This window comes from Peribacillus sp. NPDC006672 (genome assembly GCF_050274955.1).
Taxonomy (GTDB): Bacteria; Bacillota; Bacilli; order Bacillales; family DSM-1321; genus Peribacillus.
This window is the reverse complement of record NZ_JBNNOR010000001.1, coordinates 383,857-401,883: the sequence shown is the minus strand read 5'-3', so window position 1 is coordinate 401,883 and position 18,027 is coordinate 383,857. Positions and strand designations below refer to the sequence as shown.

The window sequence follows — 18,027 nt, the reverse complement described above, 5'->3', positions numbered from 1 at the left end:
AGCCAAAAAAAAGTGAATACAAAGAAGAACTCTATTTTAAAAAATATTATCCATTTATTTTACAGTACAATTCTATCTAATGTCCTTAATGCGGCCACTCTCATTCTATTAGCTAATTATTTTAACTCAAAGAACTATGGGATTTTTAGTGTGGCACTTGCTCTTGCCATGGTCATGAACTTTTTTACGGACCTCGGGGTAAGTAATACTTTCCTGAGGGAAGGATCGAAGAAGGAACACTTAGGGAAGGTATTTTCTTCTTATATTAAAATTCGGATTGTTTGCTCCCTTTTAACCTTTTTTGTTTTCTTTGCAGGCATACATATTTTTTATAAAGAACAACAAATTCTTAATATGATCTACAGCCTAATGATCCCCATGGTCATTGGCCTGGCGATGCAGAGTATTGGAATAACCTATTTTCAATTAACTGAAAGGATGCAATTCATCGCATCAATAAAAATCTTCTCATCCGTTGCTTTAATCATCTCAACCACGGTGAGTATGGGCTTAAAAGTGGATGTCCATTCAGCAGCCTTCTTATATGGATTTTCTTATTTGGCCGGAGGACTTTACAGCCTTTATCTACTACTGAAAAAAGCGGAAATAAAATGGAAATCCCCTTTTGAAAAACAATTATTAACAAATCTTAGTCCGTTTTTAATCAGTGGGTTATTTATCATGCTAACCCCGCAATTGGGACCATTGGTGTTAGAAAAAACACTGCCTTTAGCGCTTGTCGGTCTCTTTGCTGTAGCCTACCGGATTCCTTCTGCTTTATACCAAATACCAGGGGTCATTGCAGGCGCTTTTTTTCCGCTTTTATTTAAGCGATACAACCAAGGCGAACTTACAGAACACACTAGATTGAATATCCTGCAAATGAAAATCATGTCCTTTATCGGCATGTGCATGACTATATCCCTGTTCTACTTGGCTATATATCTCGTCACCCTTTTATTCGGAGCCGAATGGGGATCTGCGGTTCAGCCTTTAAAAATACTGGCCTTTATAATCGTTCTGCAAGGCTTTAACATTGCGATTGCTGACGGTCTCACGACAAGGGGATTACAGAACCGGCGTACAATGGTCCAGTTTATGACCATCACCGTCGGTTTGGTTTCCTTCTACTTTCTTAGTGTCAACTATGCAGTGGCTGGTTCAGCTTTTGCCGTCCTATCGATGGAAATCGTATCATTCATTGGCTATGTCGCTGCGAATCCAGAAAAAAGAACGGTATTTTTCAAGGTCATCCTGCCGTATGGTTCTTTCTTTTCCATTAGTTTCATCCTAATGCACAACTTATTATCCAAGTATCCTTTCATAGCCATGATTTCTACCATCATTTTAGTCACTGGTCTAATGTTGATATTCGATAAGGACATCAAGCAACTAATCTTAGAATTACTTAAAAAGAAAAATGACACCAAACATTTACAAGATGGGAGACAAAAAGAGAATGGAAAGATTGCTAATTAATAAGAACACCTCTATGTGGTCGGTCTTTCTCTTGTTATTTTTTATTACACTCAGTAAATATAATATATCCATTGGTTTTTCATTAAAAATTTACATGATTTTTCTAGCCATTTTCTTCTGCATTCATTTTCGGGATTTTCATTTCCATACCCTTTACCATTATGAAATCCTATTGCTTTTATTTTATTTTACCTATTGTCTGAGCGGTGCTTTTTCCCAATACCCTGAATCGAGCATTCGGGTCATCCTAGGTGTGATACTCGTACTTGGCTGTTATTTCATCATGAGATATGTACTGGAGTTAACAACCTTAAGTGCCATTGAGAAATCCATTGCAAATGTCGGGATCATCTTTAACGTTAGCAGCCTATTATTATACATCATTGGAATAAAGGTGACGGGAAGATTCCCAACAGGTGTTGAGATTACATCATATGGATTATTATTGGACCGGGATTATCCAAGATTAATCGGTTTGCTGGATGACCCGAACATCTTCATTTTTTTTAACACATTATTTTTTTCCTTTTATTTAACCCATTTAAAGGGATTCAAGCACTCAATTGGATTCATCCTATGTATGATCACTTCCCTCCTGACTTTTTCAAGAGGTGGTATTTTAGCGCTCGTACTGGTGGTCTTTTTGTACATGCTCTTAGCCAATTTCTCAAAAAAAATCAAGATGATTACTGTTTCCTTGTTATGTCTAACTGTGATGTATATTGCTGGATCTATTATCAAAATAGATTTCAATGAAATTATCACTAGCCGCATTACTGACTTTTCAACAGATGGTGGCAGCGGCAGGTTTGGATTATGGGGACAGGCGATTAACTACTTTATGTCCAATCCCCTTTTTGGCATTGGTGCTTTTAATTTTTCCGATTATTACGCTTTCGAGCATAATGAAAAGCTATATGTTCACAATACGTATCTTGAGGTTTTAGTAGAGTCTGGAATCATAGGTTTTCTGTTTTACATTTCCTTTTTATTGATGCTCATCATCACGTTATTCAAGACTAAATTACATAAAGAAAAACCCTTCATTGTGCTTACTCTTTTTGCTTTCTTAATACAGATGATGTCCCTTTCCCTCATGATTAATGAAGCATTTTTTTCCTTTTTAGCATTAACTTTAAAATATATTTCCTTATATGAGAGAAAAGAGGTGGAATGTAATGATCTACAGCAAAAAGGATGACAGACCTTTAGTTTCCGTGATAACTCCCTCTTATAACAACTCGTCTTTTATAACGGAAACCATAAAAACGGTCCAAGATCAAACCTACTTTAACTGGGAGATGATCATTGTTGACGATCAATCAAAGGATGACTCGGTTCATGTCATTAAATCCTATTCAGTTAACGATTCACGGATCAGACTTATCCCTTTATCTAAGAATGTCGGGGCTGCCCGCGCTAGAAATATAGCAATTAAAGAAGCCCATGGAGATTATATCGCGTTTCTTGATAGTGATGATCTATGGCTCCCAACTAAATTGGAAGAACAAGTCACATTTATGCAAAAGGGAAATCTTGCTTTTTCTTTCACCTCCTATTCTTTAATAGATGAAGAAGGAAATTCTCTTGATATTGAAGTAAACGCACCTAAAGCGGTGGATTATAAGCAACTGATTGGAAATACAACGATTGGCTGTTTGACCGTGATGTTGGATAGACTGCAAATCAAGCATATTGAAATGCCCGATATTCAGCCTGAGGATACCGCATTATGGCTGTTGCTGTTACGCCAAGGTTATAAAGCGCATGGCTTACCGAAAGTCTTATCCAGATATCGCATTGTCAGTAACTCTACCTCAAGGAATAAATTGAAGGCTGCTTACCGATATTGGAAACTGTTACGAAGCCAGGAAAAATTGAACTTTGTAAAAGCTAACTTTTATTTTAGCAAATACGCCTATAACGCATATAACAAAAACAGAGGTTCGCTGCCTGCCTCTATACCAACTGGAGGGAAATAAGGTATATGAACAATGTCCTGCTACTTACCGATAAACTCATAATAGGCGGAGCTGAGATGTATTTTTGTAAATTGGAAAACCATCTCCAAGATGAAAACATGACGTTTTACTCTGCTGCTGCAACGGGTGAATTGTACAAGCAAATCCATAACAAACAACAATTCATTCCTTTACGTTTAAATAATCACCTTGCCAATCTTAAACTACTATGCAAACAAGTCAGCCAAAAACGGATTGATGTCATTCATGCCAATAGTTTACGAATGCTGCTATATTCGATCGCCATCAAGAAACTGACCAGAAGAAATATCAAACTGGTGTATACCAAGCATAACGTAACGATCCTAGAAAAAAAGATGCCCTTACTATTTAAAAGGCTGCTGAATAAGCATGTTGAACAAATCATCGCGATCAGTAATTTTGAAAAGGATAACTTACTTCAGCTGGGTGTCAGGGAGGATCTTATTCGGACGATATACAACGGTGTGGATGTGGAACACTTTTCTTTTAAACAACTACAGCCTAAAGAAACTTTCAATGTGGGGATTTTAGCCCGCTTATCAAAAGAGAAAAATCATGAGCTTTTCTTGAAAATTGTTAATGAGTTGAAAGATGTACCTAACGTGATGTTTTATATTGCCGGAGATGGACCAGAGCGGGAATTTGTAGAAAAAATGATTAAAAACTTAAATTTGCGCCACAAAGTGATGCTCCTAGGCAAGGCCTCCAATCCGTATGAATTTATATGCAATATGGACTTACTACTATTAACTTCACTTAGGGAAGTGTTCCCAATGGTCGTCCTGGAAGCAATGGCTGCTGGAACGCCAATTATGTCAGTGGATGTAGGCGGCATTAAAGAAGCGGTTGTGGACCATGAAACCGGGATTCTCATTTCACATCATTCGGAACAAGAATTTGCCAAACAAATTAAATCACTTCAAGGTAATGATGATTTAAGACAACGCTTAGGAAGCAAAGCAAGACAAAAGGTAGAAGAATCCTTCTCCCTCTCAAATATGATTCATTCTACACTGAAAACTTATCAATGATTAAAAACAAACGATGGCCTCGTTTGTTTTTTTGTTTTTTATACCTATACATAGTTTTTGGACAAGCATATGCTATATAACATCACCATAAAAGGAGTGTTATAGATGGCAGATCCACTCGGCCTCCCTGAAGATTGCCAGAACAGGGATGTTGCCAATATTGATTGTTTTGGCGCCAATCCGAATCTAGCGGATAATTCACCAGCCATTCAAGCAGCGATTGATTATTGTGTAGATAATAACTACTCTAAAGTTATCATTACAGGGAAGAAACAATATACCCTCTCCTCCCCCATTGTCATTAAGTCGAATGTACACCTGGAAATTGATCCCACGATAACATTAATCGTTAAAGGTAATTTCCAGGTTTTTGAGCTGCAGAAGGATGCTTCCATCTCCGGCGGGACGATTGAAGTCGTGGATTCTAGCTTCAATTCATCCGTCATTTTCCTTTCCGGGGCACAGCAAATAGAAATCCATAATCATACAGCTATATCCAATATCAATATTATCAACCGTACAACAACGTATCAGGGTATAGCCATCCATTTATACTGTAAACAAGCATGGGATTTCATCAGTTTTTTTAAGGCAAGCTCCCTCCAAATCACAAACTTCCATACAGCCATCTATTTAAAAACCGAAAAACTTTTAAATATAGATACCCCGTGTTGGATTAATGCTAATTCCTTCGAGTCCATTTTTATAGATGGCTGCCAGTACGGTATCGAGATTGTAGGAAACAGTGATTTACCTTACGAAATTTCCGGGAACACCTTTACTGGAATTCAAGTTCAAAGCCGCAAACAAACGAAAAAAGTCATTCGATGCTCAGGTGCTTATAATATATTTGAAGGCATCATATGGGATATCTACCGTATGGATGCTCCTCCCCCCGTCATTGAATTCTCCGCCACTTCCCATCACAACTACCTAAGCTCGAATCAGGTATCCACATCCATCCTTGATCTCGGCCAATACAATCGATGCACATCTCCTCATGAAGAATCGCTCCATATATATCCCCCTCTTGCCTTAGGCAAAGCCCATCTGGTCGGGAATCAGGACGATATCTTAATAAATGCAAACATCCGCTACGCTGTACGTCAGCTTTCTGGAAAAGCTCCTTATGGAGGAAATATCAATAACTGTTTCAATTTACTCGATGAGCAAAGTATAAATTACCTGGATGTTCCTAGTTCCCAACCAGTTGTAATCGAATTGGATTTTTCCAAACAACCTATTAATATGCTAAATTGCTTTGGTATTTATTTTGGATGGAATGAAAGTCCCAGTCGGGTGCTGATTGAATATCAACAAAGCTTAAATGGACCTTGGACAGTTGCAAAAAATCTCCCATTTAATGCCGGTAACACCGTCATCTCAGAAGCAAGAGCAGAGGTGCTGTATAAAGTTAAACTGACGTTAAGTGGCTATACACAAGAGCATAAACGATTCCGGATTAACCGGATCTTCGCAAGATCATCGTTACAGCCTGGTGCAGCTTGGCTGCCGACTACAGGCGGAACATTATATGGAGATTTAGAACTTCAAAAAGGGAAAGCTGTGACAATGGCTTCTCCAAACGGAACAAGGTGGAAAGTGACTATTAATGATCAAGGACAAATTATCACTTCAAAGCTATAACCTTAAATTTAAAAAACTGGTATATATACTCGTTATCCAAAGTGGCAAGGGGTTTCCCCCTTATATGGATAACGATCAATAGTACCAGTTAATCATTTTGAAATATAGTAGATGAGTTCATTTATATTAGCTAATCACCCTTTTTGATGGAAAGAAACACTCTTTTATTTATTGATTCAAGATATTAGCTTGACCACTGTCAGTGATTCGGCTCATAGGCAAGGATGGGATATCAATGCTAGTGCCCATGCTATTTTCCGTAAGTTCAATAACATTGTTTTGAAGTGTGATTTTGTCCAAATCCCAGAACATTCCCTCAAACTTATTATATTGACCGCTTACCTTCAAAATGCTCTTTGTTTTGCCTGAAGGCTGTATCTGCAAATTCGTAAATTGATTGCCACTCGCCTCATTCGGAATGGTAGAACCACTATTTATGTAAATCATGTTCACACAATCTTCTAAAGATAGATTCAAAAACCGATTGGCATTGATCCATGCCTTTCCAGAAGACGGTTCTTCAGCCATTAACTTTACCCCAGTCTTCATGCCTGCAACCTTGATATTTTCAAAGTTCACGAAAGAAATCTCATGACCTTTACCGCCAGCATATAAAGAAATCCCTGTACCCTGATTACTTTCAGACCAATTAATAATATTTACATCCTTCACTTGTGTTTTGTTCCAGGTATTATAATATTTATACTTACCATCTAAGTAAATGACCTCCGAATTAAATTCAGGATCATTTATCACTACATAAGCACCTTCAATGGAAGCATTCTGCTCAAGCTCAAGCACCCTGAAGTTCCCCTCCACAATGAACTTCGTTCCATAACCGAATAACAGCTTAACACCCTTCCTAACAATGATCGGTGATGAAATCGTATACTTCCTATCATCCAGCATAACGGTCTTTAATTTATTCTTGTGTGCTTTATCGATGGCAGCTTGAATCTTCGCAGAATCATTAGCCCCTTTAAAATCTTCAACATATATCTTCTCTTTATGGTTCGAAACAGAATTAATCTGTTGGTAAATGACGAAAACAATCAGCAAAAAACATATGAGAAAACCGATGATTTTTTTCATGAAATTCATCCTTTTTTAGTTTTTTATTTGGCATTGTTCGAATATTCATTGAAGGTTCTATCAATGGATTCTCTTTCAGACGATACACTTTTTTGAAAGGGACAGCTAACTACATTTTTAACAAATTATGACTGAGATGTTTGTGGGTTTCAATATAGAAGGAAGTATAGGTTAAACGAGGTATTTATATAATAGAAGAATCTTTTATCCAAATTAATAAAAAAGACAAAGAGCTTTCCAAAAAACTCTCTGTCTCAATAATTAGTAGGTTCTTATATATAAAATCAACAATTACTGAAATTCAGATGGAGCTTTATCAACTTTACCAAAACGATATAAGATTTCTTGAACAATTCGGCTAGAAGCCTTTCCATCTCCATAAGGGTTTGCTGCCTTAGCCATGGCATTATATTGTTCTTCATTATTTAATAACTCATGCGCTGTATGAAAAATAATATCTTCATCAGTTCCTACCAGTCTTAAGGTTCCTGCTTTTACTCCCTCTGGTCTTTCCGTTGTATCTCTAAGTACAAGGACTGGAACCCCCAAAGACGGTGCCTCTTCTTGAACTCCACCAGAATCCGTTAAAATAAGATGGGAACGTGACGCAAAGTTATGGAAATCGATAACCCCTAATGGTTCTATTAGATGGATTCTATCATCATTACCTAGTATTTCATCAGCAATTTCTCTAACAGCGGGGTTAAGATGAACAGGATAAACGACCTGTATATCACTATTTTCTGCTAAAAGTCGTTTTATTGCCTTAAACATATTTCTCATAGGCTCTCCAAGATTTTCTCGCCTGTGAGCAGTCAACAAAATCATTTTGTCAGAGCCTATTTCATCTATAAGATCATGCTTATAGGAATCTGATACGGTCGTTTTTAAAGCATCAATGGCTGTATTACCTGTTATAACAATTGATTCTTGCTTTTTATTTTCTTGTATAAGATTTTCTTTGGATTGAACTGTTGGGGAAAAATGCAAATCGGCTATAACTCCAGTTAATTGCCTATTTACTTCTTCAGGGAATGGAGAGTACTTATTCCATGTTCTTAAACCTGCCTCAACATGTCCCACTGAAATTTGATTATAAAAGGCAGAAAGGCTTGCAACAAATGTTGTAGAAGTATCACCGTGAACTAGAACTAAATCTGGTTGCACTTCTTTCATAATATTATCTAACCCTGATAATGCATTTATAGTAACTCCTGTCAAAGACTGCCGGTCTTTCATAATATCCAAGTCATAATCCGGATTAATTTGAAAAACCTCTAAAACCTGATCTAACATTTCTCTATGTTGAGCTGTAACCGTAACGATAGATTCAATACTTTCAGGATACTTTTCTAATTCTAATACTAAAGGAGCCATTTTTATCGCTTCTGGCCTAGTGCCAAAAATAGTCATAATTTTTATTTTTTTATTCATACTTTTAACTCCTTGTATTTTATGTTATTAATTCTGATACCATTAAATAATTCAAAACAATATCACTTATATATCTTTTTCTACCTTTTTATTGTACGATTACGTAGCTTGAATTCTCTTTCAAACATTTTTTTAGATATGGAATAGTTACTATTAATAAAGTTTCATACATCAGTTGTCCTGAGAATCGAATTTTCTGTAGAACTTTATCCTTTACAACCTTTTGGCAAACAGAAAACTTGACTAACAGGTAGGTTTATACCCGAGTGGTTGTATCTATTTGAAGGTGTTGAATAACATCAAAACAAAGAAATTCTTCAAAATAAACAAAAGAGCTTTAAATAACTCTTTGTCTATTTTTATCTTTCTAAAAATGTGACTAGTAAAATCACCCTAACTATAGAGGTAGAATTAAAAAAGTCCTTATTTACTTCTATAATATTCTACATACCAATTTACGAACTTTTGCAAACCCTCTTCTATTGAAGTCTCCGGCTTAAATCCGACAGCCTTCTGCAGCAAATCAGTAGAAGCATAAGTGGCAGGTACATCTCCAGGTTTGATTGGCTCGAAAACCTTATTAAATTCTATCTCCTTGCCTAGAGCATTACTTAAACATTTCTCCAAAGTTTTAATGAAAACCATCAGCTTTTCAGGATTGTTGTTTCCTATGTTAAATACTTTGTGAGGAACGTTATTATCTCCAACTGAAGGGTTGGATAGAAGACGTTCTATTCCCTCGACAATGTCATCAATAAAGGTGAAGTCTCTATATAAGTCATTTTCAAAATCACCATTATTAAAGATCTTAATTGGTTCACCAGCAAAATACTTATCAGTAAATCCAAAGTAGGCCATATCCGGTCGTCCCATAGGTCCATAAACCGTAAAGAAACGGAGTCCTGTAGCAGGAATATTATATAGATGACTGTATGTATGGGCCATCAATTCATTTGATTTCTTAGTTGATGCATAAAGTGAGACAGGGTTGTCAACAAAATCCGTTTCTTCAAATGGAACCTTTTTGTTAGCTCCATAAACAGAACTGGATGAAGCATAAACAAGATGGTCCACAGGATTGTGCCTGCATGCTTCAAGGATGTTGTAAAAACCGATGATATTACTTTGAATGTACACATCAGGATTCTCGATCGAGTATCGCACTCCAGCTTGAGCAGCCAGATTTACTACAATATTAGGTTTATACTCTTCGAAGATATTTGTGATCATCGTTTTGTCAGAAATATCACCTTTGATAAAGGTAAATTTCTCATAAGGTTTAAGTTTTTCCAAACGATCATATTTAAGCTTCACATCATAGTAATCATTGATGTTATCAACACCGATCACTCTGCAGCCCTTTTCGAGTAGTGTTCTAGATAAGAAATATCCGATGAAACCTGCTGCTCCAGTGATTAGATATGTTTTACTAGGATCTAGGGATTTGTAATTCAACGTGCTTCGACTCCTTTATGCCTTTTCTACTAGCAGGCTTTCTTCCAATGGAGTGATACTCTACCCCTGATTCCTGCATTTCTACTACACTATAGATATTTCTTCCGTCATATACTAAAGGCGTTCTCATCAACTTTTTATATGTAGCAGACGTTAATGCTTTCACTTCTCCCCATTCAGTAAAAATAAAACAGACATTTGCACTTTCTAAGGCATGCTCTATATTCGCAACATACGTGATACTGCCTTTACCATTCTTACCTTCTGGATACACTCTAGCAAAATTTTCAGCTCCAACAGGATCGTACGCATAGATATCGGCACCTTGCTCCAATAATAAAGGCACGTTCTCAAGAGATGCCGCTTCTCTTAAATCGTCAGTACCAGGCTTAAAAGTTAATCCTAATACCGCTACTTTCAAACCATTAAAGGTAATCAGTCTTTTACTAGCTTTTTTATATAGCATCGTCTTTTGGTCTTTGTTCACATCAATGGCAGCTTTCACGGTTTTAAGCTCGTAACCGTTTTGTCTTGCCAAATACTCCAATGCTTTCGTATCCTTAGGGAAACATGAACCACCATAACCAATACCAGCATTTAAAAACTTGCTTCCAATTCGATTATCGAAGCTCATCCCTCTAGCTACATCCTGAATATCCGCACCAACAAGTTCACAAAGATTGGCGATATCATTCATATAAGAGATTTTAAGCGCAAGAAAATCATTGGATGCATACTTGATCATTTCGGCGGATCTTCTATTCACTGAAACTACAGGTAAATGAAACGGCTCATAAATATTCTGCATCAGTTCTTCAGCCCATTTACTTTCCGTTCCGATAATGATCCGTTCGGCATGCAGCGTATCATGCACAGCAGAACCTTGTGCCAAGAATTCCGGGTTCGATACAACTTCCACTTTTACATCATTAACTAAGAAGTCTTGAATAAACTGATCAACTTTATCATTCGTTCCAACCGGGACAGTTGATTTCACAACAACTAAACAATCTTTCACTACCGATTCAGCAATTTGCCGTGCAACCGTTGCGATATAGGAAAGGTTAGCAGAACCATCTGGCTGCTCTGGAGTACCGACACCTATAAAAATCGCATCTGCATCCTTATAGGCTGATTTATAATCAGTAGTATAATCAATCCTTCCAGCAGCATAATTCTTCTGCATCAAATCTTCTAGATCAGCTTCATAAATAGGAGAAATCCCAGACTTCATTACATTCACTTTATTTTCATCTATATCCACACAGGTCACTTGATGACCAACTTCGGCAAAACATACACCTGCCACTAAGCCGACATAGCCTGTACCTGCTACTGCTATTTTGTACATTGTGACGTCATCCTTTACACATTTATTTTTTAAAAAAGAATTTGTTCTAATTATACAAGAACTGGCAATCGTTTTGAGTGACCACACATACTTCATCAACTTTTTAATTAAATGATTTTACATTTATCTATTTATCAACTTTTAAAATAGATATTAGTTTCTTTAAAAAAATATAAAAAATCAAACACCTTTTGTTTTCTTCTTTACAATATTTTCAGCCAATGACTTAAGATATTTATATTCCTCTGAGTTTCTAAATACTAAGTAATTAATTGTATTTGGAATACACATACAAATTAGTGCTAAGACAATAAATTCAAAATACCGATTCTCTATATTAATAAGCAAACTAACGTAATAAATTATTAAAAATTCTATAAAAAATAAAATGATAAATTTTAAGAGTGTTTTAAAATATTCTCTGGCTTTCATTAATAAAAAATTATTGAAAAACAACGGAACTTTTAATCCGATTTGTATAAGAATAGATAATAAAGTGCCTAAGAATACTCCTATTAATCCGATATATTTTACTAAAACAATTGATACAATTAGATTTGCTATGGTACCAATTAATGCAATATTTCTCTCTTGTCTAAATAGGCCTGAAACTCCTACCATTTGCCATAAAGGTGTCCTTAATACCAAAAAGAAGAAATTCAATATTAGTACTATAATTATATCGTTACTAATTAAATATTGACCCCCAAGCCAGATAGATATAAAAGGACTACTTAAGAAGATTAAACTCAACCCAAAAAACGAAGCTATAAAAAATGCTAACAAACTTAATCGTTTTAAAATCATATAGATATATTCTTTTTTGCCTTTAACTAATAAATCTCCTATACTTGCTTGAGTAGAATCTAATAATTTCACAACCAAATTTTGTATAGATAATATTATTAAGTTATAATTTGCAATCATACCAATTATAGATAAATTAAAATACATGGATATTATTATGCTGTCTGTTGCACTAGTTACTGTCCATGAAAGTTTATTAATAAATATATCTTTAATATTTTTAAATATTTTCTTAGTTTTTTCTTTTTCAAGTTTGTCATTATTCTTTATATATGGATACTTCATATCAGCAATTAATGCTATTGTAATATTATTTAATACTTTAAGAACAGTACTTGATAATAAATATAAAATAAAGTCCTTAGTTAATATCAAAATAACGATATTTACAATTGCAGTTAAAATTTTAAATATCGTATCATTTATTATAACAATATAATTTTTTTGATCAGCAAAAATCATAGACCGTTTATACGAAAAAAAATATGAAACTACAGTATCAAATAAAAATATACAAAAAATAATTCTTAAGTAGCCTAATGAAAAAGTTGAATCCTTCACTACATATTCTAAGAATGGGATGAACAATAAACCTATTATAGTGATTACTAAAGCAATTATTCTATATACTTTTTTATACAAATTCATTAACTTCGTTATTTCTTTACTGTTATTATCAGCAATTGGTTTGTATAAATGATATATAATTGCACTTGAAACACCTAGTTCTGCTAGTGATATTATTGAAATAATATTCCCAAACAGACTATTGATGCCTAAATAAGTGGAGTCTAATATCATTAAGAATATTTTTCTTGTAATAAAACCGATTAGTAAGATAATAACTTGAGATACTAAACCCCAGTAGATAATTTTTAAAGTTCTTTGTGTTCTCAACTTATTTTACTCTCCAAATACTTCTAGTTTTATTAAGTAGAAATTCTGATACAATATTTAAATTTAACGATTTAATTAATGGAAGTAAGTATTTCAAATTCTTTTCTTTAAAAAATCTGTTATAACAGATAAAAATCCAATATCTTTTAATTATCTTTGAGAAAACATTTGCATTGAATTTTTTTGTTTCTTTATTGTGTCTAATCAAAAATTCTATCCATTTCTCTGTATCCCTTATTTTAAGGTTTATATCCATTTTACAAAATTCTAAATGTGTTTTAATTTGAGTTTCACTAGGTTTTATACCTAAAAATTCAAGTTGGTCTATTCTAATCATATCATCGTAATCCTGCTGTTCATTTCTATTCTTATTTGATATTTGATTAGGATGAGTCCTATATCTTAGTAGTACTTCTGGTAAGCAATCAATATTACTAAATTTAGTACACTCAACCCACATACCATAGTCCTGAGCTTTTTTATACTTTTCATTGTATTTAATATTATTTTTTTCCAAGAAACTCGCTCTATACATCACCGTTGGATGAAAAATTGCTTTATTTCCCAAAAGAAGACGAATTTGTTGAATTTCTATATTAGATGACATGATAATATTTGAATATTTGTTAGAATTACCAAAGTATTCTACATTAGTGCCCAAAATATTTATATTGGAGTTTTGTTCAAAGATATTAACTTGTTTTTCTATTCTATTCTGAAATGAAATATCGTCATCATCCATTCGAGCAATAAATTTACCATTACAGTAATTTAATCCGATGTTAAGACATTTTGTTAGTCCTTGATTTTTTTCATTACTAATATAAAGAATTCTCTCATCTTTAAAGTTATCTATAATTTTTTTAGGATTAATAGTCGTCGAACCATCATTTATTATTATAAACTCGATATTTTTATAAGTTTGAGATAAAATACTTTTTATTGAATCTTTTAAATGTTCAGGGTTGGCATTAAATGTTGCCATAATAACAGAAACCAAAGGGCTGATTGTCATGTATAACCAAAATCCTTTCATTAATGAACGTTGTTAAAATACTGTCTTATTTTAAAGTTAAAAGTCATTACACTGACCTACTAACTCCTTATAGTTAATTTATTTTTATACTTTACTAATTTTCCAGTAATATTTGGTCCCAAAAAATTAAAAATTTTCGCCTTAACTTTATCAGTTTTAGATAACCAAGAACCTGAAAAATGATGCACAGTATAGGTTTCATCTGTTACCATAATCTTTCCTGTTTTAAAACTCTTTGCACAAAACACCGTAAATGGGTAAATATGTAGCCCATTTTGTAAAACCTGATATTTATTTTTGGGTATCCAACCATACTTTTCAGTGGTCTTTTGTGTTATTATCTCTGTGTTTGGTGTAGTATCTACTTTGCCATTTGCCAATATAAAATGCCTATATTTATATTGATCTAATAAGTCCTTTGCCCATGGATGATTTTTTTCTGTTGCCATTATCCCCGTAACACAATAGTTTTCATTTTCACACCCTGTAAATGCAGCATGTTTTAGAAAAAAATCTAGTGGTTTCTTTACTTCGACATCAGTATCCATATATACTCCTCCATGATGATAAAGTGCATGAAGTCTTACATAGTCTGACACAAAGGCAAATTTACCTGCTTCATACGCTTCTTTCACGTATGTATTACAATTAAAATCAAAATTTTGCTCATTCCACTCTATTATCTCAAAATCCGGACAATTCTTTTTCCAACTATTTATACAAATTTTCGCTAAAGGAGGTAATGGATTTCCTCCAAACCAGCAATAATGAATTACTTTAGGTATTGGCATGATACACCTCAATATTTTTTATTTATACTATTTTTTTACAGAAGGATATTAAAATTGTTATTTACAATAATTTGATAAATAAACAACAGAAAATATGCTCCGTAACAAATTAGATATAACATTTGCTTATCTTTTTCTAGTTTAAACCTCGTAATAAATGTTTTGAAAATAAAAGGAACAAAAAGAATAAAATAAATACTCATTCTGCTGGTCCAACCGCTAGACAGAGTAATAAAATACACCGAAAAATATAACATTTGTGCACGTTCTAGAAAATCGGTAGTATCACTTATTTGTTTTTTTGTTTTATATAGGATCGGTAGTAGAAATTGAAGTATATATATTGTTATTAAGATTAAATGTAATAGACCAATTTGAGGTACTGTAGAACTATTTAAATAACCTATATATTTATTTGGAATGTATGAGTCAATCAAATTCAATAGATTATTAAATATACCAAAATAGCCAATAGCTAAACAAATTATAGGTAATATAATTTTTGTTCTTACCTTTATTCGTATTAAAAAAAACGGTAAAAACATAAAACAAATAACAGAACCTAGATGAAAGACAGATGCAAATGCAATAAAAATTAACGCAAGTATATTTTTTTTCTTTAATATAAAAAGAAATGCATAAGTCAAGATGGCGGCAGCTGCAAATTGCCTCATCAATGTTATGGTTGGTACGAATGCAAACACTATAAAACCTAAAATAGCAACAATCCATTCATACTTATTTTGACATAATTCTTTATATGATAAATACATAAAGGTAAAAGAAACTAATGCATAAAAGAAAAATAATGCTCTGAAATTAAGTCCCATATCTCCAAGAAACTTTGAAATAACTATAAAGGATCTTTCCATCCCATATACTAACCCACCACTATTAGCATTATTAAATGATGAGATATATGTAAGATCATCAACACCGATTAAATTCCTACCACCATAAACTAAAGTAAGTAGAATAAATACTATAATCAAATTTATCCTACTTACATTTCTTGTTAATGCTAATAACAAAAAAGTTAGTGTAAACCAACTCAAATAAAATACCATTTGTAGTCCTCACCTAATCCCGACAATTTTTGCTTATTTCTAGAATTTATTCAGAAAAATCGTGGTTTCAAAATGTAAATTTCTCTTTAAATCTTTTATAACCTATATTTAAATTGTAATATAGCATTGAATTTAATTGGAATATAAAAACTCTCAATTTATTTCTTCGCGTGTACGCCTTACCCTTTAAAAACTTTTTATCTATTAAATAGGAATTTTCTTTTTTGTGTAAACCTGCCACTTGATATATATAAAGAAGCTTATTTACTAAATTATCATTTAGCAGCCTTCTTAACTCTACATCATCAATTCCATTATAGATTTCCTCTAGTTCTCTGCAAGTTTGCATAATATGTTCTGCATTCTTAGTTTTATTTTGGGCTGTAGTAATCGACCCATCTCTTATTAGATAATTATAAAAAATAATGTCGGTCCCTATGACTGTCTTTGATTTCAAAAAAATTCTTGGTGTGTACTGTTCATCCTCGTGTAACAACCCGACCTTAAATTCCAGTTTATTATTTACAAGGAAATTTCGACTATACAAATTTAGCCATACAGCCATATGCATAGTTCCAGAGTTTAGCTCTTTCTTTAAATATTCTTTTCCTGTTATCATTTGTCCATTAGTATTAAATTGATGTTGCATATTCATGATTTCACCATTATTTATTTTCCTAGCATTGCCTACTACTAAATCTGGTCGATGGTTTCCAATATTCTCAATAAACCTCTCACATGTATCTAGTTCGATAAAGTCATCAGAATCAACAAACAATATATACTCACCAGTAGCTTCTCTTACTCCTACATTTCTAGCATCAGATAAACCACCATTTTCTTTGTGTATCACTTTTATACGTAAGTCAGCCTTTGCGTATTCGTCACATATTTTAGGACAACTATCAGGGCTCCCGTCATCAACAAGGATAATTTCTATATCCTTTAATGTCTGATGGATTAAACTATTCACACATTTTTCTAAATATTTTTCCACTTTATAAACAGGAACAACAATTGTTATTATTGGGGTTATATTCTTCATCCTTTAATTTCCTTTATGCCTTTAATCATTAAATTATATGCTTCATACCAATTTTTAGCCTCTTTAAACATTTTTCTATGTCTAATAGCAAATTGCAAACAAAGTAACCATGCATTCCTTTTGGTTATAGAGGCAAATAAAGCCCCTCGATCAATAAAATATTTGTCTGTATATCCCTGAAACCAGGAGGATTCTCTATAATTTGGTAAAGTGGAAATAGCTTCTGGTACAGCTAATATATTTAATTTATTTTTTAAGCAATCATGTAAAAAGAGGGTATCTTCTCCAGCACTAAACTCTGCTCCTCCTCCAAAATGGAGATTAAATGTTATACCACATTTAGTTATACTTTTTCTCCTAAATGCTATTCTAGCAGCACCAAATCTCATATAATTGTGATATCCCACCTTAAATTTCTTTTCAATTACATATCTCTTTTTTGGATTTTCAATAATATTGAATATAATAACATCGGTATGAGGATTTTCTATAAAACATTTTTTAATCATCTTAACGTATCCATCATGGAATACCATATCATCATCCGCCAAAATACATATGTCAGCATGAGCTCGCATTAAAGCATTATTCCTATTCAAACCAACGCCTCGTTCAGCAAACGACAAATACTTTATATGATTCCCTTTGAAAATTAATTCTTCAATTTCGTTTCTTTCACATTGATTTGCAATAATTGCATCTGATTGAATATTCATTTCATTTAATAAGTTATGATCTTTTTGATTCATTGTAGCTACAAGAACTTGTATACTCACATTATCTCAATCCTTTCTAATGCACTGTGAACATATGTAAAACCTATATAAATTAATCCACTGTAAGTTTAGTAGCCACTTTATAACTCATTTTTATCTTATAGAGGAAATTATCT

Annotated in this window: 15 protein-coding genes; 5 read left to right on the top strand and 10 right to left on the bottom strand. The window is 33.3% G+C overall.

Annotated elements, in window-relative coordinates; genetic code table 11:
- The first annotated feature begins 12 nt into the window (after window positions 1–12).
- From ACQKKK_RS01970 to ACQKKK_RS01950, 5 genes are all read left to right on the top strand, one after another.
- Window positions 13–1,479, top strand: a complete 1,467-nt coding sequence (locus ACQKKK_RS01970) for a lipopolysaccharide biosynthesis protein (RefSeq protein ID WP_427613685.1) — start codon at window positions 13–15, stop codon at window positions 1,477–1,479.
- Window positions 1,460–2,680, top strand: coding sequence for an O-antigen ligase family protein (locus ACQKKK_RS01965; RefSeq protein WP_427613683.1), 1,221 nt, complete (start codon window positions 1,460–1,462; stop codon window positions 2,678–2,680). The genes ACQKKK_RS01970 and ACQKKK_RS01965 overlap by 20 nt, the downstream gene beginning before the upstream one ends.
- On the top strand, window positions 2,658–3,461 hold the full coding sequence (locus ACQKKK_RS01960) for a glycosyltransferase family 2 protein (protein WP_427613681.1): 804 nt from the start codon (window positions 2,658–2,660) through the stop codon (window positions 3,459–3,461). Before ACQKKK_RS01965 ends, ACQKKK_RS01960 begins: the two co-directional genes overlap by 23 nt.
- 5 nt (window positions 3,462–3,466) lie before the next feature.
- Complete coding sequence (locus ACQKKK_RS01955; protein ID WP_427613680.1) at window positions 3,467–4,513, top strand: glycosyltransferase family 4 protein; 1,047 nt, start codon at window positions 3,467–3,469, stop codon at window positions 4,511–4,513.
- A gap of 105 nt (window positions 4,514–4,618) precedes the next feature.
- Window positions 4,619–6,160, top strand: a complete 1,542-nt coding sequence (locus tag ACQKKK_RS01950; protein WP_427613678.1) for a hypothetical protein — start codon at window positions 4,619–4,621, stop codon at window positions 6,158–6,160.
- 168 nt (window positions 6,161–6,328) lie between these two features.
- Here ACQKKK_RS01950 and ACQKKK_RS01945 read toward each other — a convergent pair whose 3' ends face one another.
- From ACQKKK_RS01945 to ACQKKK_RS01900, 10 genes are all read right to left on the bottom strand, one after another.
- On the bottom strand, window positions 6,329–7,261 hold the full coding sequence (locus ACQKKK_RS01945) for a hypothetical protein (protein ID WP_427613676.1): 933 nt from the start codon (window positions 7,259–7,261) through the stop codon (window positions 6,329–6,331).
- Window positions 7,262–7,543: 282 nt separating this feature from the next.
- On the bottom strand, window positions 7,544–8,686 hold the full coding sequence (wecB, locus tag ACQKKK_RS01940) for a non-hydrolyzing UDP-N-acetylglucosamine 2-epimerase (RefSeq protein ID WP_427613674.1): 1,143 nt from the start codon (window positions 8,684–8,686) through the stop codon (window positions 7,544–7,546).
- Window positions 8,687–9,109: 423 nt separating this feature from the next.
- A complete protein-coding gene (locus ACQKKK_RS01935; RefSeq protein ID WP_427613673.1) occupies window positions 9,110–10,141 on the bottom strand; it encodes a GDP-mannose 4,6-dehydratase in 1,032 nt (343 codons plus the stop codon).
- Window positions 10,116–11,492 carry a UDP-glucose dehydrogenase family protein gene (locus tag ACQKKK_RS01930; RefSeq protein ID WP_427613672.1) on the bottom strand — a complete coding sequence of 459 codons (1,377 nt, stop codon included), beginning with the start codon at window positions 11,490–11,492 and terminating at the stop codon, window positions 10,116–10,118. The genes ACQKKK_RS01935 and ACQKKK_RS01930 overlap by 26 nt, the downstream gene beginning before the upstream one ends.
- Window positions 11,493–11,672: 180 nt before the next feature.
- Complete coding sequence (locus ACQKKK_RS01925) at window positions 11,673–13,196, bottom strand: lipopolysaccharide biosynthesis protein (RefSeq protein ID WP_427613671.1); 1,524 nt, start codon at window positions 13,194–13,196, stop codon at window positions 11,673–11,675.
- Window position 13,197: 1 nt separating this feature from the next.
- A complete protein-coding gene (locus ACQKKK_RS01920) occupies window positions 13,198–14,211 on the bottom strand; it encodes a glycosyltransferase family 2 protein (protein ID WP_427613670.1) in 1,014 nt (337 codons plus the stop codon).
- An 80-nt stretch (window positions 14,212–14,291) separates the two neighbouring features.
- Window positions 14,292–15,023: a glycosyltransferase family 32 protein gene (locus ACQKKK_RS01915; protein WP_427613668.1), complete on the bottom strand. Its 732-nt coding sequence runs from the start codon at window positions 15,021–15,023 to the stop codon at window positions 14,292–14,294.
- Between the two features lie 35 nt (window positions 15,024–15,058).
- Window positions 15,059–16,090 (bottom strand): EpsG family protein, encoded by a 1,032-nt coding sequence (locus ACQKKK_RS01910; RefSeq protein WP_427613667.1) that lies wholly within the window; start codon window positions 16,088–16,090, stop codon window positions 15,059–15,061.
- A 67-nt stretch (window positions 16,091–16,157) separates the two neighbouring features.
- Complete coding sequence (locus ACQKKK_RS01905) at window positions 16,158–17,135, bottom strand: glycosyltransferase (RefSeq protein ID WP_427613665.1); 978 nt, start codon at window positions 17,133–17,135, stop codon at window positions 16,158–16,160.
- The gene (locus ACQKKK_RS01900; protein ID WP_427613664.1) at window positions 17,132–17,911 is read right to left on the bottom strand and encodes a glycosyltransferase; all 780 of its coding nucleotides are present in this window, start codon (window positions 17,909–17,911) and stop codon (window positions 17,132–17,134) included. Before ACQKKK_RS01900 ends, ACQKKK_RS01905 begins: the two co-directional genes overlap by 4 nt.
- Between the last annotated feature and the right edge of the window lie 116 nt (window positions 17,912–18,027).

Coding starts and splice junctions, on each gene's coding strand:
- ACQKKK_RS01965 (WP_427613683.1), top strand. CDS start 1,460: ATGGAAAGATTGCTAATTAATAAGAACACCTCTATGTGGTCGGTCTTT.
- ACQKKK_RS01960 (WP_427613681.1), top strand. CDS start 2,658: ATGATCTACAGCAAAAAGGATGACAGACCTTTAGTTTCCGTGATAACT.
- ACQKKK_RS01955 (WP_427613680.1), top strand. CDS start 3,467: ATGAACAATGTCCTGCTACTTACCGATAAACTCATAATAGGCGGAGCT.
- ACQKKK_RS01950 (WP_427613678.1), top strand. CDS start 4,619: ATGGCAGATCCACTCGGCCTCCCTGAAGATTGCCAGAACAGGGATGTT.
- ACQKKK_RS01945 (WP_427613676.1), bottom strand. CDS start 7,261: ATGAATTTCATGAAAAAAATCATCGGTTTTCTCATATGTTTTTTGCTG.
- wecB (WP_427613674.1), bottom strand. CDS start 8,686: ATGAATAAAAAAATAAAAATTATGACTATTTTTGGCACTAGGCCAGAA.
- ACQKKK_RS01930 (WP_427613672.1), bottom strand. CDS start 11,492: ATGTACAAAATAGCAGTAGCAGGTACAGGCTATGTCGGCTTAGTGGCA.
- ACQKKK_RS01920 (WP_427613670.1), bottom strand. CDS start 14,211: ATGACAATCAGCCCTTTGGTTTCTGTTATTATGGCAACATTTAATGCC.
- ACQKKK_RS01915 (WP_427613668.1), bottom strand. CDS start 15,023: ATGCCAATACCTAAAGTAATTCATTATTGCTGGTTTGGAGGAAATCCA.
- ACQKKK_RS01910 (WP_427613667.1), bottom strand. CDS start 16,090: ATGGTATTTTATTTGAGTTGGTTTACACTAACTTTTTTGTTATTAGCA.
- ACQKKK_RS01905 (WP_427613665.1), bottom strand. CDS start 17,135: ATGAAGAATATAACCCCAATAATAACAATTGTTGTTCCTGTTTATAAA.